Annotated in this window: 28 protein-coding genes and 2 pseudogenes; 19 read left to right on the forward strand and 11 right to left on the reverse strand. The window is 64.1% G+C overall.

The genetic code is table 11. The annotated features are described in order from the left end of the window. Positions 1-10: 10 nt before the first annotated feature. The 6 genes from PAN31117_RS21180 to PAN31117_RS21205 all read right to left on the reverse strand — a co-directional run bounded on the left by PAN31117_RS21180 (position 11) and on the right by PAN31117_RS21205 (position 5,606). Positions 11-2,389, reverse strand: coding sequence for an acetamidase/formamidase family protein (locus tag PAN31117_RS21180; protein ID WP_150739939.1), 2,379 nt, complete (start codon positions 2,387-2,389; stop codon positions 11-13). 91 nt (positions 2,390-2,480) lie between these two features. Then, a complete protein-coding gene (locus tag PAN31117_RS21185; protein WP_039397456.1) occupies positions 2,481-2,672 on the reverse strand; it encodes a XapX domain-containing protein in 192 nt (63 codons plus the stop codon). A 10-nt stretch (positions 2,673-2,682) separates the two neighbouring features. Beyond that, complete coding sequence (locus PAN31117_RS21190; protein WP_150739940.1) at positions 2,683-2,940, reverse strand: XapX domain-containing protein; 258 nt, start codon at positions 2,938-2,940, stop codon at positions 2,683-2,685. Between the two features lie 94 nt (positions 2,941-3,034). Then, the gene (locus PAN31117_RS21195) at positions 3,035-4,063 is read right to left on the reverse strand and encodes an acetamidase/formamidase family protein (protein WP_150739941.1); all 1,029 of its coding nucleotides are present in this window, start codon (positions 4,061-4,063) and stop codon (positions 3,035-3,037) included. 122 nt (positions 4,064-4,185) lie between these two features. Beyond that, positions 4,186-5,046, reverse strand: a complete 861-nt coding sequence (locus PAN31117_RS21200) for an anti-sigma factor family protein (protein WP_150739942.1) — start codon at positions 5,044-5,046, stop codon at positions 4,186-4,188. Continuing rightward, positions 5,043-5,606 (reverse strand): RNA polymerase sigma factor, encoded by a 564-nt coding sequence (locus PAN31117_RS21205; RefSeq protein WP_150739943.1) that lies wholly within the window; start codon positions 5,604-5,606, stop codon positions 5,043-5,045. The genes PAN31117_RS21200 and PAN31117_RS21205 overlap by 4 nt, the downstream gene beginning before the upstream one ends. A 217-nt stretch (positions 5,607-5,823) precedes the next feature. Here PAN31117_RS21205 and PAN31117_RS21210 point away from each other — a divergent pair, with 217 nt between their 5' ends. Both PAN31117_RS21210 and PAN31117_RS21215 read left to right on the forward strand, forming a co-directional pair. Further along, entirely contained in the window at positions 5,824-6,924 is a 1,101-nt protein-coding gene (locus PAN31117_RS21210; protein ID WP_246189201.1) for a catalase family peroxidase, read from the forward strand. Beyond that, positions 6,921-7,463, forward strand: coding sequence for a cytochrome b (locus PAN31117_RS21215; protein ID WP_150659781.1), 543 nt, complete (start codon positions 6,921-6,923; stop codon positions 7,461-7,463). The genes PAN31117_RS21210 and PAN31117_RS21215 overlap by 4 nt, the downstream gene beginning before the upstream one ends. A gap of 49 nt (positions 7,464-7,512) precedes the next feature. Here PAN31117_RS21215 and PAN31117_RS21220 read toward each other — a convergent pair. Continuing rightward, a pseudogene (locus PAN31117_RS21220) lies at positions 7,513-7,920 on the reverse strand (lytic transglycosylase domain-containing protein); the annotation flags it as partial. Positions 7,921-7,946: 26 nt separating this feature from the next. On the opposite strand from PAN31117_RS21220, the pseudogene PAN31117_RS21225 reads away from it, so the two are divergent. From PAN31117_RS21225 to PAN31117_RS21240, 4 genes and pseudogenes are all read left to right on the forward strand, one after another. Further along, positions 7,947-8,420: pseudogene (locus PAN31117_RS21225) on the forward strand (beta-1,3-glucanase family protein); the annotation flags it as partial. A gap of 222 nt (positions 8,421-8,642) precedes the next feature. Beyond that, on the forward strand, positions 8,643-9,200 hold the full coding sequence (locus PAN31117_RS21230; RefSeq protein WP_246189202.1) for an RNA polymerase sigma factor: 558 nt from the start codon (positions 8,643-8,645) through the stop codon (positions 9,198-9,200). Between the two features lie 13 nt (positions 9,201-9,213). Beyond that, positions 9,214-10,368 (forward strand): anti-sigma factor, encoded by a 1,155-nt coding sequence (locus PAN31117_RS21235; RefSeq protein ID WP_150739947.1) that lies wholly within the window; start codon positions 9,214-9,216, stop codon positions 10,366-10,368. Then, positions 10,355-11,554, forward strand: coding sequence for a cytochrome P450 (locus PAN31117_RS21240; RefSeq protein ID WP_150739948.1), 1,200 nt, complete (start codon positions 10,355-10,357; stop codon positions 11,552-11,554). Before PAN31117_RS21235 ends, PAN31117_RS21240 begins: the two co-directional genes overlap by 14 nt. A gap of 119 nt (positions 11,555-11,673) precedes the next feature. On the opposite strand, the gene PAN31117_RS21245 is transcribed toward PAN31117_RS21240, so the two are convergent. The 3 genes from PAN31117_RS21245 to PAN31117_RS21255 all read right to left on the reverse strand — a co-directional run bounded on the left by PAN31117_RS21245 (position 11,674) and on the right by PAN31117_RS21255 (position 14,205). Further along, positions 11,674-12,150, reverse strand: a complete 477-nt coding sequence (locus PAN31117_RS21245; protein ID WP_246189203.1) for a cupin domain-containing protein — start codon at positions 12,148-12,150, stop codon at positions 11,674-11,676. Positions 12,151-12,248: 98 nt separating this feature from the next. Next, the gene (locus tag PAN31117_RS21250; protein ID WP_150739949.1) at positions 12,249-13,016 is read right to left on the reverse strand and encodes a response regulator transcription factor; all 768 of its coding nucleotides are present in this window, start codon (positions 13,014-13,016) and stop codon (positions 12,249-12,251) included. Positions 13,017-13,314: 298 nt separating this feature from the next. Beyond that, positions 13,315-14,205, reverse strand: coding sequence for a LysR substrate-binding domain-containing protein (locus PAN31117_RS21255; RefSeq protein WP_246189204.1), 891 nt, complete (start codon positions 14,203-14,205; stop codon positions 13,315-13,317). Between the two features lie 171 nt (positions 14,206-14,376). Between PAN31117_RS21255 and PAN31117_RS21260 the strand changes: the two genes are divergently transcribed. The 9 genes from PAN31117_RS21260 to PAN31117_RS21300 all read left to right on the forward strand — a co-directional run bounded on the left by PAN31117_RS21260 (position 14,377) and on the right by PAN31117_RS21300 (position 22,950). Then, positions 14,377-15,441 carry an ABC transporter substrate-binding protein gene (locus tag PAN31117_RS21260; protein ID WP_150739951.1) on the forward strand — a complete coding sequence of 355 codons (1,065 nt, stop codon included), beginning with the start codon at positions 14,377-14,379 and terminating at the stop codon, positions 15,439-15,441. Between the two features lie 48 nt (positions 15,442-15,489). Then, a complete protein-coding gene (locus PAN31117_RS21265) occupies positions 15,490-16,575 on the forward strand; it encodes an ABC transporter ATP-binding protein (protein ID WP_150739952.1) in 1,086 nt (361 codons plus the stop codon). Further along, positions 16,572-17,510: an ABC transporter permease gene (locus PAN31117_RS21270; RefSeq protein ID WP_174991056.1), complete on the forward strand. Its 939-nt coding sequence runs from the start codon at positions 16,572-16,574 to the stop codon at positions 17,508-17,510. The genes PAN31117_RS21265 and PAN31117_RS21270 overlap by 4 nt, the downstream gene beginning before the upstream one ends. A 14-nt stretch (positions 17,511-17,524) precedes the next feature. After that, on the forward strand, positions 17,525-18,340 hold the full coding sequence (locus PAN31117_RS21275; protein WP_150739953.1) for an ABC transporter permease: 816 nt from the start codon (positions 17,525-17,527) through the stop codon (positions 18,338-18,340). A 3-nt stretch (positions 18,341-18,343) separates the two neighbouring features. Next, positions 18,344-19,447: an NAD(P)/FAD-dependent oxidoreductase gene (locus PAN31117_RS21280; RefSeq protein WP_150739954.1), complete on the forward strand. Its 1,104-nt coding sequence runs from the start codon at positions 18,344-18,346 to the stop codon at positions 19,445-19,447. Continuing rightward, positions 19,425-19,733, forward strand: coding sequence for a (2Fe-2S)-binding protein (locus tag PAN31117_RS21285; RefSeq protein ID WP_150739955.1), 309 nt, complete (start codon positions 19,425-19,427; stop codon positions 19,731-19,733). Before PAN31117_RS21280 ends, PAN31117_RS21285 begins: the two co-directional genes overlap by 23 nt. After that, the gene (locus PAN31117_RS21290; RefSeq protein WP_150739956.1) at positions 19,730-21,163 is read left to right on the forward strand and encodes an FAD/NAD(P)-dependent oxidoreductase; all 1,434 of its coding nucleotides are present in this window, start codon (positions 19,730-19,732) and stop codon (positions 21,161-21,163) included. The genes PAN31117_RS21285 and PAN31117_RS21290 overlap by 4 nt, the downstream gene beginning before the upstream one ends. A 69-nt stretch (positions 21,164-21,232) precedes the next feature. Further along, positions 21,233-21,589 carry a RidA family protein gene (locus tag PAN31117_RS21295; protein WP_141571936.1) on the forward strand — a complete coding sequence of 119 codons (357 nt, stop codon included), beginning with the start codon at positions 21,233-21,235 and terminating at the stop codon, positions 21,587-21,589. A gap of 260 nt (positions 21,590-21,849) precedes the next feature. After that, entirely contained in the window at positions 21,850-22,950 is a 1,101-nt protein-coding gene (locus PAN31117_RS21300) for a diguanylate cyclase (RefSeq protein WP_174991057.1), read from the forward strand. 36 nt (positions 22,951-22,986) lie between these two features. Here PAN31117_RS21300 and panA read toward each other — a convergent pair whose 3' ends face one another. Continuing rightward, complete coding sequence (gene panA / locus PAN31117_RS21305; RefSeq protein ID WP_217429688.1) at positions 22,987-23,559, reverse strand: pandorabactin biosynthesis sigma factor PanA; 573 nt, start codon at positions 23,557-23,559, stop codon at positions 22,987-22,989. A gap of 355 nt (positions 23,560-23,914) precedes the next feature. Here panA and PAN31117_RS21310 point away from each other — a divergent pair, with 355 nt between their 5' ends. From PAN31117_RS21310 to fhuF, 4 genes are all read left to right on the forward strand, one after another. After that, the gene (locus tag PAN31117_RS21310; RefSeq protein ID WP_174991058.1) at positions 23,915-24,652 is read left to right on the forward strand and encodes a 4'-phosphopantetheinyl transferase family protein; all 738 of its coding nucleotides are present in this window, start codon (positions 23,915-23,917) and stop codon (positions 24,650-24,652) included. Positions 24,653-24,750: 98 nt separating this feature from the next. Beyond that, complete coding sequence (gene panC / locus PAN31117_RS21315) at positions 24,751-24,978, forward strand: pandorabactin biosynthesis protein PanC (RefSeq protein WP_150574749.1); 228 nt, start codon at positions 24,751-24,753, stop codon at positions 24,976-24,978. Then, a complete protein-coding gene (locus PAN31117_RS21320; protein ID WP_150739959.1) occupies positions 24,968-25,729 on the forward strand; it encodes a thioesterase II family protein in 762 nt (253 codons plus the stop codon). The genes panC and PAN31117_RS21320 overlap by 11 nt, the downstream gene beginning before the upstream one ends. Further along, positions 25,726-26,625, forward strand: a complete 900-nt coding sequence (gene fhuF / locus PAN31117_RS21325) for a siderophore-iron reductase FhuF (protein ID WP_150739960.1) — start codon at positions 25,726-25,728, stop codon at positions 26,623-26,625. The genes PAN31117_RS21320 and fhuF overlap by 4 nt, the downstream gene beginning before the upstream one ends. Positions 26,626-26,632: the final 7 nt, after the last annotated feature.

Consider the following 26,632-nt stretch of genomic DNA (forward strand, 5'->3'; position numbering starts at 1 on the left):
GCGGTTTTCTTCAGTCGTTGAACATCCCTTTTCGAATAATGGCGTGCACGCCCCAGTTGCCGTTGACGACCTGCGTCACGCCGAAATCGACGGACACCGAAAGAATCGCCGTGGCTTCGTCTTCGGTCAGCCGCTTGACCTGCATGAGAAAGCGGCGCGCCTTGAGGAAGGCGTCGCGCAGGGCGCTGTCGAGCGTCGATTTCATGTAGATCTGGCTCTGCGCCTTCTGTCCCAGCTCGGCCAGATGGTTCGGCGAACTGAAGCCGTGGATGATCCACTCTGTCGGCGTCTCGACCAGCGGATAGGTCAGATCGGCATACGGTGCCTGTGCCTCGATGGCGGCCTTCTTGTGCAGCACCAGTTGGATGTTGCCTGTGAGCGAGCATTCGATGGCGGTGCCGCCGAGTTCGGCGTCGCCTTGCGAGGCGTGCGGGTCGCCAATGGAGAGCAGCGCGCCCGGCACGGCGACTTTCAGAAAGACGCTCGCCCCACGCGTGACACGCCAGTTGTCGAGGTTGCCTGCGTAGCTCGACGGCGGAATTGAATCGATAAGACCTTCCTGAGCTGGCGCGACGGCGAGTACGCCGAAGTGCGGGCGTAGCGGAATCTCCACGTTCTTCAGCGTCCGGAAGTTCTTGGTGATGCGGGTGTGGTCGACCGGCACGCCGGGATAGTCGATGGTCGGATGGACCACGCCGAAGGGGTCTTGTTGCGGCGTCCAGCGGAAGCTGTAGATAGCGCGGGCAACGTCGGTGCCTTCCTCTGCATCGTGATGGTGGCCGTGGCAATCGATCTCGAACACCGTCACGACCTCGCGCTCGCGCGGCAACGTGAGCATGTCCTGATAGTGAAAGCCCCACCACGTCGACGCGTGGCTGCCGAACGCCTTGCCCGCGAACTCGGGATTCGCGCTCGGCCGGGGGTGCAGATCGAGAATGCGGACTTCGAGCACGTCGCCCGGCATGGCGTCTTCGACGGCGATGGGGCCCGTGCAGATGTGTACGCCGAAGCCTTCGCCCGCGCCGCGTCCGTAGACGGAGGCGTCCATCGGTCCCGCGCCGCGCCGGTCCACGTTCTTCTGCGTCGCTGTCCAGTGAAACACGCTCTCCGCACCCGGATCGCCCTGAATCATGCGCGCCCAGTCGTCGGTCGCGTGCTGCGTCAGCGTTTCGACGGTCACGGTGTCGCCCGACGCAACGGTGAGCACTGGCGGAAGATCGTGACTGAGATACCCCCAATGCACCGAGTCGCACGTCGCGCGCAGATAGTGGTGCTGTCCGGCGTTATGGGGCAGGGAGGGACGAGCGGCGCTGCCGGGTATTGCGTCGCGCTCTGAGAGGGCCATCGCCGCCGCCGAGCTGACGTTCGTTCGATGCGCCAGCCCGGCAGGCACATCGGGGTGTCCGCGCGAGATTCGCGCGCGCTCCGGCAGCGCACGGGAACGCAGTGCCTGATCGCGGCTCGCCTTGGGCGACACGCCGAACCGCTCGCGAAACGCCTGACTAAAGTAAGACGGATCGTTGAAGCCCCAGCGGTAGCAGATGTCCGACACCGATAACTGGTCATACGCCGGGTTCTGCAAGTCCGCGTGACAACGCTGCAAACGACTATTGCGCAGGTAGGACGAGAAGCTTTGACCTGCGTCTTCGAAGAGCTTGCGCAGATAGCGATCCGATACGTGTTCGTCTTTTGCGATGGCGCACAGCGACAGATCCGGCTCGGCCAGACGCGCCTGAATGCGGTGACAGATGCGCGTGAATACGATGCCGCGCGACGTCGAGAGATTCGTCGACGCCTGCGGCTTGGCTGCGGCGAGTGCCGAGGCGAGACATTCGAGAATCACGTTTTCGACGGGTTCGAGTGCGTGCGGATCGGCGTCCTGCATCGCATCGAGTTGCAGGGCGAGTCCGCCGAGCAGCGCGCCGAACAGCCGCGACACGCTGTCGGGCAGCTTGCACGTCTGCACTGGCGGCGCACTGCCCAGTCGTGGGGCAATCAGCGTGTGTCGCACGTGTACCGAGATCAGTCGGAACGGCGTGCGGGCGATGAGGTCGGCGCTCTGCGCGCCCGGAATGCACGCGATGTCGCCAGCGGTCAGCGTCTCGCCATCGAGTGCGCCTGCGCTTGCCAGCGTCATCTGACCGTCGAGCAGCATGACGAGCAGGAAGCCACGCTCACCGCCCGCACGCGCCGATACGGTTTGCGGCGTGGACGAGATCACCGAAAGTTCGATACCGGCGGGCGTGCGATGCGTGAGCAACGTGCCGTGCAGCGGTTCTCCGGCGGGGGGCGGACGAAAGTGCAGACGGGCGTCGAGCAGGCGCGCCTGCCATGCAGGCCCGCGCTGGTCCTGGGCATAGGACTCCGTTGAGAAGTGCGCGCGATCCAAGTCCGGCCTCCATCAGAAATGACAACGACGACACCCCGGCGCAGCGCTTGTGAGTCGCTGCGCCGGGGCAGACGCCAATAGTGCAAGGGCGTCAGCCGAAGTGCAACTGCCCGCGCATCGCCGCGACGAAGGCGAAGCCGACGAACGTGCCGACGATGGCGAAGATGCCGCCGAGGACGTTAGGGGCCGGAATCGGTGCGCGTACGCCGGTGTAAAGCACACCGGTCACGAGTCCGACGGCGGCGGCCTGCAACTCCGTCGCGCCAAGCGTGATTTCTACCATGACAACCTCCTCAGGACCGGCTGGACGAGTTGGCGGGACGGGCGTTCAGCGACGTATCCAGGCCCTCGGCGGGCGGACGTCCGAACGTGACAGATCGACGCCACACATTCACGATCAGATAGCCGAGGTACGTGAAGATGATGGCGAAGATGCCGCCAAGCACATTCGGGGCGGGAATCGGCAGGTTGAGCCACGAGTACAGCGTGCCCGTGACCAGACCGACGACCAGGGCGACAAGCTCGTTGCGCCCGACATAGACGTATTGCATGGAAGCGTCTCCCGATGAAGAGACAACATGAAATGTCGCGCACCGCACGGAACACCCGTCAATGCCGGGTGCACCGGGCAGGCGGCCGGAGCGCTCAGCCCTTGGACGACTTGGGCGGGAACATGCCGCGCGGCATGGTGCAGTGCACCCCTTGTGTGCCGTCGACGACCTGCGTCACGCCGAAGTCGGCCGCCACGCTCATGAGCGAGTAGGCGTCGTCGCGCGAGAGGCCCTGTTGCTCGGTGAGCAGCTTGATCATGTCGCGCGCGGCGTTCTTGCCCGCTTCGTCCAGATCCTGATGGAAGCCGTGCACGATCCAGCAGTCGGGCGTCTCCAGCAGCGGCGATGGGAATTCGAAGTCCTTGCGCAAAACCACCTGGAACAGCACGTTGAGCGACGCCTCGATGGCCGTGCCGCTGATTTCGCCGTCACCCTGCGAGATATGCGGGTCGCCAATGGAGAAAAGGCCGCCGTCGACCTGCACCTTGTAGTACATGGTCGCCCCGGCACCGATGCGCCAGTTGTCGATGTTGCCGCCGTGCAGCCCCGGCTCGACCGTGCTCACGCGGCCTTGTGCGTCGGGCGCGACGCCCGCCGTGCCGAGGTGCGGACGCACCGGCACGCGCACACCGGCGAGCGCGGGCTGCTTGCAGCATTCGCGATGGTCCACAACCTTGCCCGGCGTGGTCAGCTTGCCCGGGTAGTCGAACGCGAACAGGGCGTGCGCGGTGTTCGAGCTGTTGTCGAGTTCGTAGATGGTCACGCGCTCTTTCTGGAAGTCGTCATAGAGCTGCCCCCAGTGGGCGGCGACGTTCGCGCCGAAGCGAAAGCGCGGAATCATCTGGAGATAGCGCACTTCGAGCATGTCGCCCGGTTTCGCCCCTTCCACGTAGATCGGGCCGGTCATGATGTGTACGCCCGGATTACGGTCTTCGTGCGGAATCGTGTCGTAGATGGCGCGCACGGCGTCGTCCATCATCAGGTCGGGCGCGTCACCCGCATGATGGGTAACGGCTTCGGCGCGAATGAAATCGCCGCTCTTGATGGTCAGGGCCGGGGTTTGCGCGGCGTTGAAATAGCCCCAGTGCACCGTGTCGGGCCGTGCGGGAAGGTCGTGAAGCATGCCATGTCTCCTAGAGTTTTTGTCTGACTGCCCGCAAACACAGTTCACGGTGAAGTCATGGTAGTGCCCGACAAAAACGCACGATTAGGAGCGTTTGCCACCTTCTCTATTGCTGGGAGGAACTAACGTTTACCCGTCCCACGCGCCTCCAGCGCGGCGTAGACATCCTGCGACAGGCCCGTGAGCGTCGCGCGGTCGATGCCGCCCGAGATCGCATAGCCGAATGTCCTGTCGACCCAGTAGAAAACCCTGACCGGGCCGTCCTCGTAGAAGCGGAACGCTGCGGGCTGACCTTCGACACCGGCCGGTGAGATGCACACGGTGATGCGCTCGCCCGCGTCATTGCGATACATGTACTGCACGACGTGTTCGTCGCTGTCCGGCAGCACGCGTCCGCCGCTCAGGTGGAAGCCGCGCGAGGACAGATCCGGCGCTTGCGCGGCGGTTTCCAGACGGCTTGCGATCCACTTCGAGAAGCGGGCTTCGGACTCCCCATCCATGCCGGAAGGCCGTTGAATCTCGGGCATGTAGACGACGTGCGCAATGGCGGCGCGTCGGGCGAAACGGACTGCGCCGTCGGCGGCGGTGGCAAGCGATGGCGCCGCCTCGTGCATGGCGATGGCAGACGCATTCGTTTCCCGCGCCGACCATAGGCGATTGCCCTGAATGCCAATGCCGATGCCGACGACCAGTGAGGCAGCCAGCCCGGCAAGCCGAGGCCAGTTGGCTGCGGCTTTGCTTCGTGGCATCGGCGCCTGCACGGCTGCCGGACGTTGCAACCGGGGCGGTACCGGCTCGTCCAGCACATCGTCGTAGCGGTCGTGCAGCGCACGCCGCAGGGCGACGAGTTCGCTCACGGCCACCGCGAGCGCCGGGTCGGTGGCGAGGGCGTTGTCCAATTCTGCACGACGCTGCGGGGGCAATTCCCCGTCGACGTACGCGTGCAGTTCGTTGTCGTCGATCGGGCGGTTGGGTTCGTTCATCGCACCACCTTGAGTTTGGCTGACGGTCCGGTTTGCGCGGACGGCCTGGACGTCATTTCGCCTGCCATGAGATCACGCAGCCGTTGCCGAGCGCGCGACAACCGCGACATCACGGTGCCGATCGGCACGCGCAACGTGGCGGCGACATCCGCATAACTCATGTCTTCCAGACCCACGAGCAGGACGATGGCCCGCTGCTCGTCGGGAAGATGTCGCAGCGCTTCGTCCAGATCGCGGATTTCGAGACGTCGGGCGGGGTCGGGCGTCGGCGTCTGAACGGACGCGTGACTGACGTCGCGCTCGACGAGGTCGGTTTCGTCCAGGGAGACGTGGATCGCCTGTGCGGGCGCGCGGCGCTGCTGATTGAGAAACAGGTTATGCATGATGGTGAAGAGCCATGCGCGGGCGTCCGTGCCCGCTTCGAACATCGTGTGGCGGGAGAGCGCGCGCTCCAGGGTGTCCTGCACCAGGTCGTCCGCCAGCTCGGTATTGCCCGTGAGCGCGCGGGCATAGCGCCGCAGACGCGGGACGTGGTGATAGAGCTGGTCGCGAATATCCATGCCGTCAGAGATCGAATGCGGTGAGCCGTGCCATAACGGGTCAACACGCGTATCTGCCCGCTTATTCCATGAAAACGAAAATAAAACCGGCGACGACGGAATAAGGGCCGCGCGGATGTGTTTTACCGTGAAGACGCCCGCGCTTTCCGTTTCCTGTACCTCTGACCTTTCCATCCGGCAACCTGCCCCCCGGACGTCATCACAAGGAGCCCCATTCGTGACCGAACCTTCCTCGTCCGATCCTCGCGCCATCTGCGTGCCTTGCCGGGCGGCGGCCATCGTCGCCGTTGTCGGCCTGCTCGCGGGCGGCTTTGCTTACGCTGCCGGGTGGCTCACGCCGCAGCGTTTGAGCGCCCATACCGTCATCGACACGTTCGAGTCGAACGGTGGCATTCACGAAGGCTTGCGTCGCAATCATGCGAAAGGCCTGTGCGTGGACGGATATTTCGAGAGTAATGGAGGCGCGGCTTCGCTGTCGAAGGCGCTTGTCTTCGCCCCCGGACGCACCCCCGTGACTGGCCGTTTCGCGATTCCCGGGCCGAACCCGACCGCCTCGGACAACAGCGTGCCGATTCGCAGCATGGCGCTGATGTTTACGCTGGTCGACGGCCAGCAATGGCGCACCGGCATGAACACGACACCGCTATTCGCCGTGCGCACACCGGAGGAGTTCTACGCGCAGCTCGATGCGTCGCGCCCGGATCCGTCGACCGGCAAGCCCGATCCGGCGAAGTTGCAGGCGTTCTTTGCCGCGCACCCCGACACGCAGCCGTTCCGCGACTGGGTCAAGGGGCACCCGCCGTCGTCGAGCTACGCAAACGCGGCGTACTACGGCATCAACGCGTTCTATTTCGTCGACGCCAACGGGCAACGCACGGCGGTGCGCTGGTCGATGCAGCCGGAGTTGCCCTTCGACACCGTGACCGACAAGGAGAAGGGCGAGGCGAATTACCTCGCAAGCGAGTTGTACGCGCGTCTGAAGCAGGGGCCGGTGCGCTGGCATCTGGTGGTGACCGTGGCAGATCCGGGCGATCCGACTGACGATGCCACACGCCAGTGGCCAGCCTCGCGCAGGCAGATCGATGCGGGCACGCTGGTGCTGTCTCGGGCGGCGTCGCAAGACGATGGTGCATGCCGCGACGTCAACTTCGATCCGACGATTCTGCCCGCCGGTATCGAACCGTCCGGCGATCCGCTGCTCGCCGCACGCTCGGCGGCGTACGCGCTGTCGTACAAGCGTCGCACGCGCGAAGAAGCGTTAAACGGTGCCCTCGATGCACCGCAAGGCAATACGACTCAGGAGGCTCGCTCGCGATGAATCGTCCCCATCTTCACTTCAGTCCGGTTCAGCGCTGGCTGCACTGGGGCATGGCGATTGCCATGCTCGCGATGCTGTTCATCGGCGTCATCATGGTCAGCACGCTGACGCAGGCCCACACCACGCTGATCGCGCTGCACCGGCCGCTTGGCATCGTGATTCTCGCGCTGGTCGTGCTGCGCATCATCGTGCGCATCAAGCGCGGCAGCCCGCCGTTGCCCGACAGCGTGCCGTCGACGCAGCAGACGATTGCCAAAGCGTCGCATCTGCTGCTGTATGCGCTGATGCTCGCGATGCCGCTGATCGGTTGGGCGATGGTTTCGGCCGGCGGCTATCCGGTGACGCTGTTCGGTGCCTATCATCTGCCGCCGCTGGTGTCGGCGGATGCGCGTCTGTTTGCAGTGTTGCGCGCGATGCACACGTGGCTGGCGTTCGCGCTGTTCGCGCTCGTGATCGGGCATCTTGCGGCGGCGCTGATGCACGGCCTCATCAAGCGCGACGGTGTGTTCTCCAGCATGGCGCGCGGGCATCGTCGCTGATTGGCAGACGGTGCCACGGGGCGTGATGGCGCGCCTCGTCGACACAGGATCAACGTCGGTTTTGCTTTGCCTCGCGAGCGTCCTTGAGTGCATTGATTTTGACGGCAATGCGCGAGGCGTAAGCGTCGCGCAGGGCGGGCGTGGCGGAGTGATAAGCACCGATGGCTGCCCACGTGTTACCGTACTTCGCCATCTGACGTTGCAGATGCCACGCCGCGATGTACACGCTTTTGCAGGCCACCATCAGGTCCTCGGTGCCGATGCCGAAGCGCGCCAACGTGTCCAGATGCACCGAGTTGATCTGCATGAGACCGTAATCGACCGAGCCGTTGGTGTTGGTACGACGGGCATCGGCGCGGTTGTTTGACTCTTCCCACGCGATAGCGCGCAGCACGTCGGCGTTCACGTGGTGATGGGTCGCCGCATCGTCGAAGCAGTCGGCGAACGCAGGTGCGCTCGTGACAACCGAATGGCAAGTACTTCGACGCGTACATGGACAGCATGTGGGAGTACTACCGTACGCACTCGTTGACGCTGCTGATGTGGGGTAACGCACGCAAGTTTGTCGGTCAGACGGTGGGTGACCAGCTCATGTTCACGGAAGTGGATCAGGGCAATGGCGCATTCGTCGGCGGCAAGTACTACGTGAATCACCCGAACACGCAGGACATGCTCGAAGCGAAGGGTACGCTGGCCTCCGGTAATGCGACGGAACTGGCGATCGAGGCGCAGGTGGCGGCGGCGCTGAACCGCCACATCATGGAAGACGACACGCAGTGGGGAGCACCGTCGTCGGCCTGGTACGCCAAGGGTCCGTACAACGCTTACGCGGAGTTCTGGCACGACCACAGCATCGACCGCAAGGCTTACGGCTTCTCGTACGACGACGTCGCGGACCAGAGTTCCACGCTGGTTTCGCCGACGCCTGAGCACGTCGTTCTGGGGATCGGCTTCTGACGACTTGAAGTTGTGTAGCGAAATGACGACGGGATGCGCAGTTTCGGCATCCCGTCGTTTTTTTCTGACATGCCCGCAGACCGCATGATCCGGTCATCCAGATGTCGATGAGTTGTATTGAGACCTGTATTGAGACGGATTTGCAGAGATTTTTATGCTTTCGCGATATCGACTTGTGAATAATGCGAATCTTTCGGCCCGTCGCCGTAGTGGTGAGTGAACATGATGCAGTTCGAGCACGATTCGGGGTTTGCGCGGCTGCTGCTCCCCATGTTGCCGAAGCTGTGGACCTTCGCGTTGCGGCTCACCGGCGACCGTCACGACGCCGAAGACCTCGTGCAGCGTGCCTGTGTGCGCGCACTTGAGCGTGCCGACGCCCAGTTGCGCCCCGACAGTGCGCCGTTGAACTGGCTCTATTCCATCGTCCATTCCCTTTGGCTCAACGAACTGCGCGCCCGTAACGTGCGCAATCGCGGCGGGGTCGCATGGGACGACGCATTACTTGAGAACATTGCTGACTCTGTGTCGGGGTTGCCGGACGAGCATGTCGGGCACCGCCAGATCGTCGATGCCGTCGAGCGTCTGCCCACGCCCCAACGCGTGGCGCTGCTGCTGGTGGCGGTCGAAGGCTTCAGCTATCGCGAGGCGGCGCAGATTCTCGATGTGCCGGTTGCCACTGTCATGGGGCGCCTGTCGGCGGCACGTCAGCGTCTGGGCGTGCAGTTCGACGTGACGCCGCGTCGACGCGGCACCTCCGCCGTTGGCGAAACGCCGACGTGAGGGTGACGACCCGATGGTGATCACCGACCAGATTCTTCTCTCCTACGTGGACGGCAGCCTCACCGAGGATGCCGCGTCCAAGGTCGAAGCCGCGATAGCGAGTTCGCCGGACATCGCTGCGCGCGTGGTGGCGTTGTATGCGTCCGATCTGCCGTTTCAGGCCGCGTACGAGACCTGTTTCACTGCGCCGGTTCCGCCTGAACTGGTATCGACGGTGCGCACGCTGGTGCGCGGACGCACGACGCTGGATGTGCCGTCGCATGTCGCCAGCGCCAACGACGCCCGCTTCGTCCGAGCCGGGCGGGAGGGGAGAGAAGGGCGACGCGTACACGTCCGCAGCCCGGGCACTGTGGCGCGTTGCAGTTCGCGGGATCGCGAGTTCGATGAATCCATGTCGTGCGACAGCAAGCCGCCGCGTGTCATCTGGTGGCAAATCGGAGGTTTCGCGGCGGGCGCGACAGCGTTCGCCGTGCTGGTCGCCAGTGCAGGTGCACGCTTTCTGACCGAAGGCCCCGCGCCGACGCCCATGCCCCAGATGCCCATCTCGCATGCCATGTCCGTCGCTGGCAATCTGGACGTCGACAGTGTGGCGGTGTCGCCGCCGGAGGCCGCTAACGCATGGCATGGTTCATACGAGCCGTGGGTGCGCGCGTTTGTCTCATATCAATCGCTCTTCGCCAGAGCGACCCTCGATCCGCTCGACGACGAAGCGGCTGAGGCCATCGCCACGGTGCGCGCCATCCGCCACCGCGACGACATTCCACTGGTCGTGCCCGATCTGCGCCGTGCCGGTATGGAGTTCAAGCGCTTGCAGCGCTTACAGTTCGACGGCCGTGCCGTCGTTCAGATGGCTTATCTACCCCGCGAAGGGCCGCCCGTGGCGATCTACGTCGTGAAGGACACGCGTCTGGCACACGGCCCCTCCGCACAGACGATTCCCCCCATGGATACGGTGACGTGGCGGCGTGACGGGCAAATGTTCGCGCTGGTCGCTCCTTCAGGGTCGAGCGATCTTTTGCCGATTGCCCGCGCGCTCGCCAACGATGTCGTGCCGGTGCTCTACGACGGCGGAACCACGCCGCCGGGCCTGCAAGCCAACGGTGTCTTGCAGCCATTCACCGATGCAATGGCGGACGCCCCCCTTTCAAAGACTTATGAATCTCGCTGATTTTTCGTCCCCCGCATTTTTCGATAACCCTTATCCGATCTACGAACGTTTGCGCCAGGCTGGCGATCTGGTGCCCATCGGCCCGTCGCTGATGATGACGGGCCGCTACGACCTGATCGAAGCGCTGCTGCACGATCGCCGCATGGGCAAGGCGTACATGCCGAGCGTGATTGCGCGCTACGGCCCGCTGGCTGTCGAGCAACCGGTGTTTCGTGCGATCAGCCGCATGTTCCTGATGGCGAATCCGCCGGAACATACGCGTCTGCGCACGCTGCTGATGCACTCGTTCAACGCGCGACGCATCGAAGATCTCTCGGGCGATATGCATCGGCAGGCCGCCAGCCTCATCGAAGCGATGCCCGCGACCGGGCCGGTCGATCTGATGGCGGCGTACTGCACGCCGCTGCCGCTGCGCATCATCTGCCGTTTGCTCGACGTGCCGCTGGCCGACGGACAGGTGCTCGGGGACAGTGCCGCCGCGCTGGTGCGGGCGTTCGATCTCGCGCCGCTCGACGAAGCCGGGCTGGCCGATGCCAATAAGGGCGCTGTGACGCTCGAATCGTATTTCGACCGTCTGCTGCGCACGCGCCGCCGTCAGCCGGGCGACGATCTGCTCTCTGCGCTGATCGTTGCCACAAGCGGGGAGGGTGGTCTGTCGGACGAGGAAATCGTGGCGAACATGCTGCTGCTGTTCGTGGCGGGGCACGAGACGACGTCGAACATGTTGGGCAATGCGCTGATCCATCTGTATCGCGACCCGGCCCAGTGGCAGCAGCTTCGCAGCGATCCGTCGCTCACGCAGGGGGCCGTTGTCGAGGCGATGCGCTTCGACAGTTCGGTGCAGATGGTCGCACGCACGGCGCTCTCGCCCGTGCGCGTGGGCGATGTCGCTGTCGAGACCGGCACGACGGTGTTCATGTTGCTGGGCGCGGCCAACCGCGATCCGGCGAAGTTCGATAACCCTGACCGGTTCGATATCCGGCGCGAGAACCACGGCCGTCTGATCTCGTTCAGTGCGGGCATCCATCACTGTCTCGGCGCACGGCTCGCGACGGCCACGCTGCAAATCGCGCTCGATAAGCTGCTCAGCAGCTTCCCGAACCTGGCGATCACTGGTCTGGACGACTTGCGCTGGCATCGCCGTCACAGCTTGCGCGGCGTGGCGTCGTTGATGGCAGATTACTGAAGACGGATTTGCGACGAGACCGTTCGTTCGACGGTCTCGGTCCGGTCGTCCAAAGCAAAGCGGCCCGTCACTGCATCGGTGATGGGCCGCTTTGTCTTGTGATGCCGTTTCGGACCGTGTTACTGATCGATGTGCGAGGGGGCGTCGGTATCGTACACGGCGTAAAGCTTGGTGTAGCCCTTCGATTCGAACACGCCCGTCCAACCCTTGGGCAGCGTGACCGCTTCGCCCGGACCGGCTTCCACGACCGTGCCGTCGCTCGACGTGAACTTCGCGCCGCCGCTCAGGAACACCAGCAGTTCGGTGTACGGATAGCCGGGGGCCGAGCGAATTTCTTCGCGTACGGGGCCGGATTTGAACACGCCGGTCTGGAACGCCTTGTCGGGCGAGGTGAAGGTGGTGACGTCGACGGTGTCGTTGCCGTCTTCGTTTTCGTGCACGGCGTCGTCGCGGTCGAAGACCGGGCCAGCCAGTTCCTGCTTGTTCACCTTGATAGGGTGGAGCGCTGCGGCGCTCGCGGCACCAGCGCACAGTGCGAACATCATCAGCGCGACGGCGGCCTTGCGTGCCGTTCCATGGGTCCTGCGTTGCAGCATATCGTTGTCTCTGTTGTCTTTATTGACTTTCGTCTGCCCTGAATGGTGCATGCGCTGCCGGGCGCCGGGCGTCCGACAGCGGGCCGGGCGAGAGCTTATCAATCGCGAGAGACTTCAGGCAAGGACTGCGTGTGCGAGGCGACACCTGTGGCGCGCGCACTACGAACCGGGCGTCGCGAGCGTTGAGGGCGTGCGCCGAGGCAGTAGCCGCCGCCGTACACGGCACGCAACACGAGACCGTGTTCGCCGCGCAGGCCGAGCCGGTTACGCAGCAGATAGACATGCTGCTCGATGCTGCGTGCCGCCGACGCTTCGTCGCTGCGCCAGATCAGCGAGGCGATGCGCGCGCGGCTCACCCGCATGTCCGGTGCCGAGAAGAGCATCCACGCCAGCGCGAACTCGCGGGCCGTCAGTTCGACTTCGATGCCCCCGACCGCCACCGTGTCTCGGCCACGGTCGAGCTGATAGGCCCCGACTTCCAGCAGGTCTTCGCTGCGGGTCGCGTTGGCCGAGGCGCGCCGGTGCAGCGTCATTGCCAGACGGGTCTGCAACTCGGCCACATCCACGGGGAAGGGCAGCACGTCGTCGCACCCGGCGCGAAACGACAGGTCGAGCATCCACGACGGGGTGCCGAAACCGATGACCAGCGCGCCGACGCTGCGCGTGCGGCGGCGGCGGGCGAGAACGCCCTGCAAGTCGAGAGGGCCCAGTGCGGCATCGACGAGTGCCGCCGTGTAGGGAATGCGCGAGGCGGCCACAAGATACTGGGCAGCGTCGTCAAAGCGCTGGCAGTCGCCGTCGGCGCTGAGGCGTTGGCGGATGGCCTCGAAGAGCCCGATGTCTGACGTAAGAACTGCAAACTTCACTTCATGCTCCTGTTGCCGAACTCGAATTCGTTGTTTCATGCATCTGGCGCACCCGGGAGAAATATTGTCGGGAATCGCGTTGTCATGCTTAAAACACTTCAGTCCATCAAAAGAAACTTGAGGAATTTGCATCGGCCTGTTGAGGGCTTGCCGCATCGAGACGCAATGCGTAGGGATGCTAGTTGACGTAAGCGGAAAGTCCTGATGTGGCCCCCCGGCAGTGGGGCGACGGCGCGTCGATTTGGGGCAAGGCGGCCGACTTCGCCATGCGGCATTGGCACATCGGGTTCAAGTGGGTTCAGTCGGCCAGCAGCTCGACCATGCGTTGCTTCGTGTAGTCGACGAATGCCTGTGCAAGCCGTGAGGGCGGATGCTGCGTGGACGTGACCAGCGAGAAGCCCGACATGACGACCGGCTCGAACGGTTTGACCAGCACCCGGTCGGCCGCATAGCGCGCCGTCACCTGATCGATGATCGCCACCCCTGCGCCATGCTGCACCAGCACGCATATCGCTGCCGACAACTGGGACTCTGCGCTCATCACCCGATCGATTTGCCGCTCGGCGAAGAGCCGGTCGATGTACATCCGGTTATCGAATTCCTTCGGATAGGAAATGAACGATTCGTCGCGCAGATCCTCCGGGCGGATTACGTCTCGGTCGGCGAGACGATGGCCCAGCGGCAGGATGCAGCGCATGGGCGCGCGGTACAGCGTCTCGACATTGGCGCCCGCGTGCGTGAGCGGGTGCGCGATGAAGCCGACATCGCAACGTCGCCCGACCACCATATCCACCACGATGCTCGACGCGTGAATCAGCAGCGTCGTGCTCACACCGGGGTGCTCGCGCATGAAGCCCGTCAGCGTGGTGGGCAAGAACTCCAGAGCCAGCGCGGGCGCACCTGCGATGTGCAGCGAGCCACGTCGCAACGATTTGATCTGCTCGGCAGTCTGCGCGATGCGGTCGATGCCCGCAAACGAGCGCTCCACTTCCTCGAACAGCACCATCGCCTCGGGCGTCGGATTCAGCCGACCGTTGCTCCGGTCGAATAAGGAAAACCCTACGTCTGCTTCCAGATCGTTGATCAGCCGCGTGACGGCCGGTTGCGAGATGTGGAGCATGTCCGCCGCGCGAGTGACCGTCTGACGCAGGATCAGCGCGCGAAATGCCTCCAACTGCCGGATCTTCATCGAAGCTTGTCTCCACTCCCCCATAACATTTGCGTATGGCGGAGCAAAAAAATGTGATTTGACCGTGCGTGTGTCGAAAATGACCCTACGAAAACCACGCAATAGTTTCATTTTTTTCGTAATGCCGGGCCATAACATCACATAAAACTGCATCACGCAAGGAGCTTCCCGATGAAGACTGTCGTCCCCCAAACGCTTCGCAAGCTTGGCCGTGCCGCCGCGATTTCTGTCGGTGCGGGATTGGTTTTTGGCGCTGGCGCCGCGCATGCCGATACGACGCTGTATGTAGGCGCGTACGGCGGTTCGTTCGAACAAATGCTGAAGAAAGACGTAATCCCTGGCTTCGAACGGGCCAACCCGGGCACCAAGGTTGTGATCGTGCCGGGCGACTCCACGACGACGCTCGCGAAGCTTCAGGCGCAAAAGGGTAAGGCTGGCATGGACGTGGTCTTTCTCGACGACGGTCCGATGTATCAGGCCATCCAGATGGGCTTCTGCGGCAAGCTCGCCGACGCCCCGGTCTATCAGGATCTCTACGACATCGCGAAGTTCAAGAACGGCAATGCCGTGGCGGCCGGTCTGATCGCGACGGGTATCGCCTACAACACGCGTCTGTTCCAGTCGAAGGGATGGCCCGCGCCGACGTCATGGAAGGAACTCTCCGACCCGAAGTACAAGGGCAAGCTCGTGATGCCGAGCATCAAGAACACGTACGGTCTGCACGCGCTGCTCGTCGAGTCGAAGCTCAACGGCGGCAGCGACAGCAACATCGATCCGGGCTTCAAGGAGATGGAGAAGATCGCGCCGAACGTGCTGTCGTTCGATCCGTCGCCGGGCAAGATCGCCGAGCTGTTCCAGGCCGACGAAGTCGCGCTGGCCGTGTGGGGCAATGGCCGCGTGCAGGCGCTGCGTCAGCAGGGCATTCCGGTTGAATTCGTCTATCCGAAGGAAGGCGCGGTGGCGCTTGGCATGGGCATGTGCGCGGTCGATAAGTCGGCCAACGATGCGCTTGCGCAGAAGTTCATCCAGATGATTCTCTCGCCGCAGACGCAAGCCGTGCTGGCCGAAAGCCAGGGCGTGGCACCGTCGAACAAGAAGACCCAGTTGTCGATGGCGATCGCCGCGCGCGTCCCGTCGCCCGCACAGATCGACAAGCTCGTGCGCGTCGACTGGGATGTCGTGAACGCCAAGCGCGCCGAATGGACGCAGCGCTGGAATCGTCAGATCGAGCGCTAAGCGACTAAGTGAATTCGGACGTTGAGCGGCAAGGAGAACACAAGCGACATGAGCACCAGCACCCCTTACTTACGCGTTGAAAATCTCGGCAAGCGCTTTGGCGACACGGTGGCGGTCGAGGGCGTCGATCTCTCGATTGCGCAGGGCGAGTTCATCTCCCTGCTGGGTCCGTCGGGCTGCGGCAAGACGACCACGTTGCAGATGATTGCAGGTTTCGTCGCCCCGACGTCTGGCCGGATTCTGCTTGAAGGCCGCGACCTCACGCCCGTGCCGCCTGAAAAGCGCGGGCTGGGCATCGTCTTCCAGAGCTACGCGCTGTTTCCGCACATGACGGTGGCGCAAAACGTGGCGTTCGGTCTGGACATGCGACGCGTGGACGCTGGCGAGAAGCAACGCCGCGTGAAGGACGCGCTGGAACTGGTGCACCTCGGTGCGCATGCGCAACGCTATCCGCGCGAACTCTCGGGCGGACAGCGTCAGCGTGTGGCGCTGGCGCGGGCGATGGTCATTGCACCGCCCGTGCTGCTGCTCGACGAACCGCTCTCGAATCTGGACGCCAAGCTGCGCGAACAGATGCAGGACGAGTTGCGTGCGATTCAGCGCAAGGTCGGCACGACCACGATCATGGTCACGCACGATCAGGGCGAGGCGCTCGCGATCAGCGATCGCGTGGTGCTGCTCAACGCGGGGCGGGTGGTTCGCATTGACACGCCGCACGAAGTGTACGAAGACCCGCGCGCGACATTTGCCGCGAACTTCATCGGGCAGACCAATCTCATCACCGGTCAGCTCGACGTGCGCGGTGGCGTGGCGCTGCTGGAAGTGCAGGGGCTGAGGTTGGTGGTGTCGCCTGCGCAGGCCGGTCTCGCGGTGTCTGAGGCCGCGAATGCATCGGTCACGTTCTGTCTGCGTCCCGAGCGAATCCGGCTCACTTCGGCCACCACCGGACGCGTGCCGGGACGTGTCGCGCAGCGCAGCTTCCACGGCAACCACTGGGTGCTCACCGTCTCGACCGCGCTGGGTGAGTTGCGCGTGCTCGTGTCGAACGACGGTGCCGTCGCGGCCAACGACGGCGACGCCGTCGGTCTCGACTGGGCCGACGATGCGCTGCGTCTCGTGCAGGAGAGCGCATGAACGCCGCGACGTCTACGCCACCGGGTGTGCCGAGCGTGGAAACAGCGAAGTCGGCGGCAACGGTATCGCCCGAGGTTGCTGCTCAGCGTCGCTCAGCATGGACGCTGGTCGCACCTGCGACGCTCTACTTCCTCGTACTGCTGGCCGTGCCTCTCGCCCTGACGTTCGTCCTCAGTTTGCACGGTTTCGACCCGAATTCGGGCGGCATTCTGCCGACGGTGTCGTTGCAGCATTACGTCGACATTCTCACGGACAGCTACTTCTACGAGATATTCCTGCGCACCTTGTTGCTGTCGGTCGGGGTGACGTTGCTGTGTGTGCTGATCGGCGTGCCCGAGGCGTACTTTCTGTTCCGCATGCGCGATCCGTGGCGTTCGCTGTGTCTGGTGCTTGTGCTCGGTCCGCTGCTGATCTCGGTCGTGGTGCGCACGCTCGGCTGGTCGATCCTGCTCGGCCGGGAAGGGCTGATCAATGCCGTGCTCACGAAGCTCGGCCTCATTGATCATCCGTTTCAAATGCTGTTCACGATGGGCGCGGTCACGGTGGCGCTGGTGCATGTGCTCGTGCCGTTGCTGGTGCTGTCGGTGTGGACGTCGCTCACGCGACTGGACCCTGCCGTAGCGCATGCGGCACGGTCGCTCGGCGCAGGTCGCGCGACCGTGATGTGGCGCGTGGTGCTGCCGCAGATCACGCCGGGCATCCTCTCGGGCAGCCTGATTGTGTTCGCGCTCACGGCGAGTGCCTTCGCGACACCTGCGCTCATCGGCGGACGCCGTCTGAAAGTCGTGGCGACCACGGCGTACGACGAGTTCCTCGGCACGCTGAACTGGCCGCTGGGCGCGGCGATTGCCATCGTGCTGCTGATCGTCAACGTGCTCATCATCAGCGGATACAACCGCGCACTTGAGAAGCGCTTCACGCGCCGTCTCGGCTGACGGGAGGCCATCACATGAATCAGCTCGATTCTCAGTACGATCGCAACAGCGTGGGCGCGCTGGCGTTCCATGTGCTGTTTCTCGTCTTTATCCTCGCGCCGCTGGTCGTCGTGTGTCTGGTGGCGTTTACGCCGGACAACTTCCTCTCGATTCCGACGAAGCACTTCTCGCTGCGCTGGTTCGAATCGCTCATGAGCGACGAGGACTTTCAGTCGGCGTTGCGCACGAGTCTGTGGCTGGGCGTGATGTCGGCCACGGTGTCGACGGCGCTTGCTGTGCCCACCGCCATGGGGCTGGCACGCTACCGCTTCCCGGGGCGCGACGCGATCAACTCGTTCTTGCTCTCGCCGCTGATGATTCCGCCGGTGGTGCTGGGTATCGCGTTCCTGCGTCTGTTCACGCTGCTCGATATGGGCGGCTCGTTTGAGAGTCTGGTCGCGTGCCATGCGTTGCTGATCTTCCCGTATGCGCTGCGCCTGATCATGGCGGCGCTCGTCGGACAGGCAGACGAAGGCGAGCGCGCTGCGCGCTCGCTGGGCGCAGGGCGGTGGACGACGTTCCGCCGCATCACACTGCCCGCGATTTTGCCGGGCGTGGCGGGTGGCTGGGTGCTGGCATTCATCAACAGCTTCGACGAACTGACGGCCACGATTTTCGTCACGTCGCCCGAGACGATCACGTTACCCGTGCGCATCTACATGAATATGAGCGAGACGGTCGATCCGAGCGTCGCCGCGATTTCAACGTTGCTCATCGGAGTGACGTTGGCGGTCATGCTGATCCTCGACCGCATCTACGGATTGAACAAGGTTCTGGTTGGAAATCACTAAAACATGCAAAAGACATACGATATCGCCGTCATCGGCGGTGGCCTCGTCGGCATGGCAATCGCCTACGGGCTTGCCAAGCGCGGACAACGCGTCGTCGTTTGCGATGGCGAAGACAACTCGCTGAGAGCCGCGCGCGGCAACTTCGGGTTGGTCTGGGTACAGGGCAAGGGAGGCACCTGCACCAACTATGCACGCTGGTCGCTGCACTCGGCGAACACCTGGCAGGGGATGGCCGACGAGCTGTTCGCGCGGACCGGCGTGGACGTCGGCTTTCAGCGCCCCGGCGGTTTCAACATCGCGCAGACGGCCGAGGAACTGGCCGTCAAGGTCGAGAGCATGCGTAAGCTCAAGGAGGCCGAGCCCGCGCTGGTCTATGAAGTACTCGATCACGATGCGCTGGCCGAACGTCTGCCCGCCATCGGCCCCGACGTGTACGGGGCGATCTATTCGCCGAACGACGGGCATGTGAGCCCGCTGTACACGCTGCGCGCGCTGTTCGCCGCGTTCGAGCAGGTCGGCGGCGAGTACGCACCGAACCTGCGGGTGACGGACATTCGCCAACTGGGCAGCGGTGCGTTTCGCGTGAGTATGGGCGACACGTCGTTCGAAGCGGGACGCGTCGTGCTTGCCGCAGGGCTGGGCAATCGCGACCTCGCGCCGATGGTGGGGCTGAATGCGCCGGTCAAGCCGTTGCGTGGGCAGATCATCGTGACAGAGCGGGTTAAACCGTTCCTCGACTATCCGACGATTTATGTGCGCCAGACCGTCGAAGGCTCGGTCATGCTCGGCGACTCGGCGGAGGATGTCGGCTTCAACGACGGTGTGACGCCGGACGTGCTCGCCGACATCGCACGACGCGGCATTGCGCCGTTCCCCATTCTCAAGAATGTACGCGTCGTGCGCGCATGGGGCGCGTTGCGTGTGATGACGGGCGATGGCCTGCCGATCTACGAAGCCTCCGAATCTTGTCCGGGCGCGTTCCTTGCGACGTGCCACAGCGGCGTGACGCTTGCCGCCGCGCATTGTGAAACCATCGCGCCGTGGATTCTCGGCGCTGAGCGCCCCGCGCTTCTGGACCATTTCTATGCCAAACGTTTCGCTGCTTAAGTCGCTGGCGCGCAAGGATGGCGCGACGGTGCGGATGTTCATCGACGACATGCCGGTCGATGTGCCGACGGATATGAACGTGGCAGCCGCCTTGCTCCTCTCGGGCGTGACGGCGTGCCGCACCACGCCCGTGACGGGCAGCGAGCGTGCACCGTTCTGCATGATGGGTGTGTGCTTCGATTGTCTCGTGGAGATCGACGGTGTTCCGAACCGGCAGGGCTGCATGACGCCCGTGCGCGAGGGGATGCAAGTGCGTCGCATGGACGGCGCAAGGAGTGTGGCATGAGTTCGATGCGTGTGGATTTGTTGGTCGTCGGCGCAGGTCCTGCGGGACTCGCGGCGGCGCTTGAGGCGAAGCGTCATGGCCTCACGCCGCTCGTCGTCGACGAAAACAGCCTGCCGGGTGGGCAGATTTACCGTAGCGTGAGCCGCTCGCCGCTGGCCGATCCGGGTGTACTCGGGCCGGACTATCTGCGCGGGCGCGCACTCGTCGATGCCTTCACGGAAGCAGGCATCGCCTATTGGCCACAAACGCTCGCGTGGCAGATCAGCACCGACAAGCGTGTCTCCGTCACGCGGCAAAGCGCGGGTGGTGGAACATTGCAGATCGAAGCCGGGGCCATCGTGCTGGCCAGCGGTGCGCAGGAGCGTCCGTTCCCGATTCCGGGGTGGACGTTGCCCGGAGTGATGGGCGTGGGGGCGGCGCAGACGTTGCTCAAGGCGTCGGCGCTCGTGCCGGACACACCGGCCGTTTTGGCCGGATGCGGGCCGTTGCTGTATCTGTTCGCGTGGCAACTGATCAACGCCGGTGTGCCGGTGCGCGCGATTCTCGACACCGCCGAGGCGGGGGCGCACCGCGAGGCGCTGCGGCATGTGGGCGGGGCGTTGCGTAGCCCCTCCTATCTGATGAAGGGCCTCAAGCTGCTGCGTGCGATTCGTGCGGCAGGCGTGCAGCACGTGAAGCATGTGACGTCGCTGCGCGTGCTCGGTGCGACGCAGGCCGAGGCCATCGAATACGTCGTGAACGGCAAGACGCAGCGCATCGATACGGCGCTGGTGCTGCTGCATCAGGGCGTGATTCCGAACACGCAGGTCACGCGCTCGATCGGTTGCGAACATGAATGGGACGAAGCGCAGTTATGCTGGCGGCCGAAGACCGACGCATGGGGAGAGACGAGCGTGCCGGGCATTTTCGTTGCCGGGGACGGTGCGGGCATCGGCGGCGCGCTGGCCGCTGAGCCGTCCGGGCGTCTCGCGGCCACGCAGGCCGCCGTGATGCTCGGCAAGCTCGACACGGCAAAGCGCGATTCGCGTGCGCTGTCGCTGCGCCGCGAGCTTGCTGCGCACACGTCGATTCGTCCGTTTCTCGACGCGCTTTACCGACCAGCGGACGGTTTCCGTGCGCCTGCCGATGACAGCACTATCGTGTGCCGTTGCGAGGAGGTGACGGCGGGCGACGTGCGTCGCATGGCCGGGCTGGGCTGTGTCGGGCCGAATCAGACCAAGAGTTTCTCGCGCTGCGGCATGGGCCCGTGCCAGGGCCGCTTCTGCGGTATGACCGTCGCCGAGTTGCTGGCGCAGGCGCAAGGGTGCGCGGTGCAGGAAGTCGGCTACTACCGCATCCGTCCGCCCATCAAGCCGGTGACGCTGGGCGAACTCGCCTCGGCGGTCGTTGCCCCCGAATTCCTGAGCGAACGAGCAGGTTTCCCCAAGTAGGCGAGATGGCTCGCGCCTCTCGCCTGCTACTTTTTATTCCGCTTCTTATTCCTTTTTGGAGACGTCGTAATGAGCGACATTCAACGCCATCACACGAATGCACGGATGAGCCGTGTCGTGGTGCATAACGGAACGGTCTACATCGGCGGCCAGACGGCCGACGACCGTAGCCAGGACATCACCGGCCAGACGCAGCAGGTGCTGGCCAAGATCGACGGTTATCTGAAGGACGCTGGCATCGACAAGTCGCGCCTGCTGTCGGCACAAGTGTGGCTCAAGGACATCGAGTCGGATTTCGCTGGCATGAACGCCGTGTGGGACGCGTGGACTAGCCCCGGCAACACGCCGACCCGCGCGACGGTGGAGTCGCGTCTGGCTGCGCCGGACCTGCTCGTCGAAATCGCAGTGATTGCAGCAGCAAAGTAAGTTGAAAGTCCGCGGCTGACCGTACCGCGCACAGGAGAAAGGCCCGCCAGTCGTTGCGGGCCTTTTTTCTTGGGCCGAGGATCGAGCGGAAATCAACGCATTGGTGAATTTGTTGCGTCTTTGGATTGATCCCCATTCGCATCTGGAAGCGGCATCGCGCAGGCATAATGCGCGGGTCGGCAGGTTGCGTGCAGCAAGTCAAAGCCCCCTCCGTAATTGTTCATCGCACTTTCACCCCAACCGCCTCAGACGTTGGCGACATGACGGATCCATCGAGCGAGCAGATCACGCGATCGCAGGCCCAGAAGGGGCGGGACTTCTCTCGTCGCGTGCTGGGGCTGCGCAGTCTGGGATGCGTGCTGAGCGCCATCGCCGTGTTTACGGCCATCCGGCATGCGGGCGCTTCGCACATCGGTTACGGGATCTGGGCGCTCAATGCGTTTCTCTGGCCAGCGTTCGCCCACGCCATCGCCATGTCGTCAGCCGATCCGGTGTCGGCCGAGCGCCGAAATCTGCTGTGTGACTCGGCCTTCGGCGGTGGCTGGGTGGTGGCGATGCAGTTCAGCGGCGTGCCGTCGGCCGTACTCGTATCGGTGCTGTTGATGCACAACGCGTCGGCCGGAGGACTCCGGTTGTTGCGTGACGGCATTCTTGCCATGCTGGTGGGCGGCATTCTGACGGGCACAGCGTTGGGCTTTACCATCAGAACGGACATTCCTTTCTCGGAACTGGTCGCGAGCCTGCCGTTGCTGCTGATTTATCCCACGCTTGTCGGACTCACGAGTTTTCGTCTCGCGAAACGGCTCTCGAAAAGCGAGCGGACGCTGCGACGGATCAGCGATCAGGACGACCTGACGTCGCTGCTGAATCGACGTTCATGGATGCGCGCACTCACGAGTTGTTTCGCCGAGAAGCGACTGGGGCGCACAGGGACCGCGAGCATCGCGCTTATCGATATCGACGGGTTCAAGGAAATCAACGACCTGCACGGCCATCTTCAGGGCGACTCGCTGATCCGGATTCTTTCCGACGTGCTGGCGACCGAACTGGGCAGTCACGACATTAGCGGCCGCTACGGCGGCGACGAGTTCTGCGTGTTGTTCGACGGGCAATCCGCCGAGAAGGCACGCCGGAAGCTTGAAAAAGTGTGTGCAGTGTTCTCGGAGGCCACCGAGGGACTGGATTCCACGCGTGCCGTGACGTTGAGCGCCGGCGTGGCGAACTACACCGTGAATCTGGTGTCGCCGACCGCGTGGCTGGCGATGGCTGACCACGCGTTATACACCGCAAAGCGCTCGGGGAAGGATCGGATCGTGATTGCCGATATCGACGTCGGCTTCGACGGGGTCATGCTGCGCTAGCGGTTTCGCGGCGTAGTGTTGGCGTGGCGTCGCCACTCAGGCAGGCTCCTCGGTCGTGCCGCTGATCCACGGTGTGAGGGCCTGACGGGCGTCCTGCATCATGAAATTCACGAGCGTCGTGGAGACCCCCAGCGACTGGGCGATCTCGCGCTGTGTGCAATCCTGGAAGTAATACATCTCGAACACCGTGCGGGTGCGCTCGGGCAGTGTCTTGAGCCGGTCGAGCATGCCGCCGATCATCTGGCGCGCCGTGACCTGCGCCTCCGGCGATGCGGCACGATCGGGCATGTCGATGGCTTCGTCTTCCACCGTAAACACCCGATTTTCGATTTGCTGACGGCGGTATCCGTCCAGCGCCAGATTGCGTACGACTTGCATCACGTAGCTGGCGGGATGCCGGACCGGGCAGGCGCTGCGCGCATCGCATAGCTTGATGTAGGCGTCCTGCACTACGTCTTCGGCACGGCAGGGGCATCCGAGAATGCGCATCGCCAGTCCCACCAGCGCCCGCCGGTGCGTCACGAAAATCTGGCCGACGAGACCGTCCTCCGTATCTGTACCCATTGGCGTCCAGCCGGTGCATCCGGCGTAACTCAACTGCTCGCTCATGCTTTTGCCTCCAGATCGGCATCGAACGCACAGCTGTGTGACAAAGCGACGCACCGTCGCTTTGGAGCCACACTGCGGCCCCCTTGAGGGGCACGAACGCAGTCGGATGACAAAACGACGGACGAACGCCGCCGGGAACAGCGCACGGGACGCGTTCCGACACAACGGTGCAGGGAGAAAAGACAGGACTGCAGAACATCTTTTGCACCGCCCTAATAGACAGTGGGGCTACCACTTTCTACAGGGGATGCGGTAAATTTTATGTAAACGATAGTGAAAATGAGAATGGTTTGCAATTGATATTTTGATTTGCAAGATGTCGACCGATTGGGGAGCGTGTCATTTCGTTATGCCAATGAGCCTAGCTTTGCAATTCATCAGGATTTCCGATGCTTCGAGCGCCCCGGCGCGCTTGGCGTCGCGGCTGTCTGCGGACGAGCATTTCCGGCTCGGTGCGCTGCATAAAGAGGAGGATCGGGCGCGCTTCGCGGTGGTCCGGGCCACATTGCGCGACGTACTGGGCCGCGAGTTGGGGGTGCCGCCGGATCGGGTGGCGTTCGAGGTCGACGCACAGGGCCGTCCGCGGCTGGCCGGGGGCGGGCCGCCGGACTTCAACGTCAGTCATGCCGGACATTGGGGGCTGCTGGCCTATTCGCCCGATGTGCGCGTCGGTGTGGATATCGAGCGACTGAACGCGCTCCCTGAGCCGCGTTCGTCGTGGGACGTCTGCCTTCATGCGGAAGAACAGCGTGCCTTGCTGATGCTGAGTTTCACGCTGTCGGGGCACGGGCCGCGCGCAGACGAGATATTCCATTGGGCCTGGAGCCTCAAGGAGGCGATCTTCAAGGCGCTCGGCACCGGGTTGCAGGACAGCCTCACGGCGCTGAGCGTGGATGTGGACGCCGTCGCGCGCGCGGTGACGGCCGTCGAGGGCAGATTCGATGCCGCAATCCCGTCGGTCACCGCCGGTTACGCGATTCCCTGGCGGGCCGACGACCCGGTGCTGGCCGAGGCGTTGCACGGGCTTGAACTGCGTCTGTTGCCTGCGCCGCCGGGCTATTCGGCGGCGTTGGCCTGGCTGCCGCAGGGGTAAATTGCGCCGGTGCTGGACCGTCTTTCAGCCAGAGGAGGGCGCACACCGTGCCCTTGCAGCCTTAGCCCTCGGCAGGCTGGACGCTTAAGGAGTGATCGATGAGTTTCGACGACGAGAATGGCGTGTTCCGTGTGGTCATCAACGACGAAGAGCAATACGCCATCTGGCCGGACTACCGGCCCGTGCCCGCTGGCTGGCGCGAAGTCGGGGTGACCGGCAACAAGGCAACGTGTCTTGCCCATATCGAGTCGGTCTGGACCGACATGCGCCCGCGCAGCCTGCGCGAGCATCTGGCCACGCAAGGTGATGGACGCAATGGCGTTTGAGGCCTGTCGTCTGCTGTGCCTTCCCTGCGCAGGGGGGAGTGCTACGGTGTATGCGCGCTGGGCGCAGGCCGCGCCGTCATGGCTGGCGGTGTGCCCGCTTGAACTGCCGGGGCGGGGTACGCGTCATCACGAACCGTTGCAACATGACCCGCACCTGCTGGCGGACCAACTGACCGAGGAGTGTCTTGAGCAGCACATAAAGTCTGGCGCGCGCTTCGCCTTGTTCGGTCACAGCCTCGGCGGTCTGCTGGCGTTCGAGATCGCACATCGCCTGCACGCGCGAGGCTGCACGCCGACGGCGCTGTTCGTGGCTGCGAGCCGTCCGCCTGCCACGCGCGACGACAGTCGCTATGCCGCGTTGCGCGACGACGACGAGGTGCTGGCCGAGATGCGCGCGCTCGGCGGCACGCCGGAAGCTCTGCTCGCCGAGCCTGAGCTGATGGCGATGGTGCTTCCGGTCATCAAGGCGGATTTTCAGTTGTGCGGACATTACCGGCGTGCGTCGCCGCAGGCGCGTGCACCGTTATCCTTCCCGATTCATGCGCTGGCCGGACGCCGCGACGCGTTCGCGCCGGACGTCCTCGACGACTGGCGTTGCGAGACGACCGGCAGCTATACGCGCACCGACTTCGACGGTGATCATTTCTTCGTGCGCGACGATCCCGCTCATCTGCTGGCGGTCATTGCCAACGCGCTGACCCCGGCGATGCATGCGCCGCCGTCGGTGCGCGCGCTGGCGGCGGCGCGATGATCGAGCGTGCCCCCACGCTAGCGTCGCAATTCTCGGGCGCTGCGAAGTTCGACCTCGCGGCGAGTCTGCCCGCACCGGTCCGGGCCGAGTTGGGGCCGCTGTGTGCCGGGCTGGCCTTCGGCGCGCGCGTGCCCGATGACCTTCGCTCCGGCGATACGGTCATCGGTCTGGCCGATCTCGATCGCCACATGCCCACCATGTTCGACGGCGTTCGTCGCCTCGTGCCCGGGGTCGAACCGCGTGCGCTCATGTCGCAGTGGAGCAAGTTCTATTTCCGGGCGGTGGCGCCGGCGGCGCTGGCGATCACCGTCGTGCATGGCCGTACGCTGACGCTCGACTCGGATGCCTGTGGCATCGTGCTGCGCGGCGGATTGCCCGTGCAAGTTCGCTTTCCCGAATCCAGTTGGACGCCGCCGCGCGAGGGCGAGGGCGATGTCTTGGCCGACCCGGCGCAAGTGCGCTTTTCGTCGCTGCTTCAGGGGCATCTGCCTGCCGCAATGGCGGCGATGCAACGGGCGGCGGGCGTTTCGCCCCGTGTGCTCTGGAGCAATGCAGGCAATCTGCTGGAGTTTATCGTCGGTGAGATGCGCAAAGTGCCGTCGCTGGCTGCGCGTGCCACCAGCGATTACGCGTGGCTGTTCGATGGCGACGCCGGTTTCGGTGAGACGTCCGACAATCCGCTCTATCGCACGGTGCGTTACGTCACACCGCCGTCAACCGCTATGCCCGCGCCGATGCGAGCGCGCCGCGTGTGCTGTCTGCGTTATCAGTTGGCGGGGAAGGGCACGCGATGCGACGAAGCGTTGCTGTGCGGATCGTGTCCGTTGATCCTGACCATGACGCCCGCGCAGCTTCAGCGGCAACTGGCGATGCAGGCGGGCGGCACACCGCAATAGACGCAAG

Origin of the sequence: Pandoraea anapnoica (genome assembly GCF_902459765.1) — a bacterium.
Lineage (GTDB): Bacteria > Pseudomonadota > Gammaproteobacteria > Burkholderiales > Burkholderiaceae > Pandoraea > Pandoraea anapnoica.